The 1,069-nt window shown below is 62.4% G+C and carries 1 protein-coding gene; it reads left to right on the plus strand.

Annotation, left to right across the window (positions count from 1 at the left end; genetic code table 11):
• The first annotated feature begins 43 nt into the window (after positions 1-43).
• A complete protein-coding gene (locus tag IB266_RS07910) occupies positions 44-778 on the plus strand; it encodes a thioesterase II family protein (protein WP_060741391.1) in 735 nt (244 codons plus the stop codon).
• Positions 779-1,069: the final 291 nt, after the last annotated feature.

Here is a 1,069-nt window from a genome sequence, read left to right on the forward strand (position 1 = left end):
GATCTCGTTATCTTTCCTACACGACCGATCGGAGAAAACCGCAGTGACCCAACTGACCCTGCTGTGCCTGCCTTATTCCGGCGCCAGCGCGATGGTGTACAGCCGCTGGCGGCGCAAGTTGCCGCAATGGCTGCATGTGCAACCGGTGGAGTTGCCGGGACGCGGGGCGCGCTTCGACGAGCCGCTGCACACCGACATGGGCCCGTTGGCGATGCAACTGGCGCGGGAGCTGTACCCGACGCTCCAGGCCCCGTACGCCTTGTTCGGCCACAGCCTGGGCGCGCTGCTGGCCTGCGAAATCGCCCATGCCCTGCGTGAACTCGGCAGCCCGGAACCGGTGGCGCTGTTTGCCTCCGGCACCGCGGCGCCGACGATGCGAGCCGACTACGACCGCGGTTTCGCCAAGGCGAAAACTGACGCTGAGTTGATCGAGCAACTGCGCACCCTCAACGGCACGAGCGAGGAGATCCTGGCCAATGAAGAACTGATGGCCCTGACCCTGCCGATCCTGCGTGCCGACTTTTTGCTGTGCGGACGCTTCCAGCCGCGGCAACGGCCGCTGCTCGACTGCCCGGTGCATGTGTTCGGCGGCACGACCGACAAGGCCACCACGGAGCAACTGATGGGCTGGCGCCAGGAAACCACGGGCAGCTTCTCGGTGGACATGCTGGCGGGCGGGCACTTCTTCATTCACGAGCACGAGGCCAAGGTGCTGCGGCTGATCAAGGATCAGTTGAGCGTGCATCATCGGCGGCATGGGTTGGCGATCAGCGCCTGATTGGATTCCCAGCTCATTCAAATGCCTTCCCCACATTGGCTGGGGTGATCCATCCCCTGTGGGAGCGAGCTTGCTCGCGATGGCGTCGTGTCAGTCAGCGAACAGCAAGCTGACCCACCGCTATCGCGAGCAAGTTCGCTCCCACATGAGTGCTCCGCATCATTCTCGAAATCTTCGTCCTGCCCCCTTCCTGACACAAATTCCCAAACGCTAATTTTTCCGGCTTGCATTCGTTTCATAGGGACGACTTGCCTTTGTGCCTTGTGCCCACTGATTCCGGATACCCCAGAA

Origin of the sequence: Pseudomonas sp. Pdm06 (genome assembly GCF_014851795.1) — a bacterium.
Lineage (GTDB): Bacteria > Pseudomonadota > Gammaproteobacteria > Pseudomonadales > Pseudomonadaceae > Aquipseudomonas > Aquipseudomonas fluorescens_AA.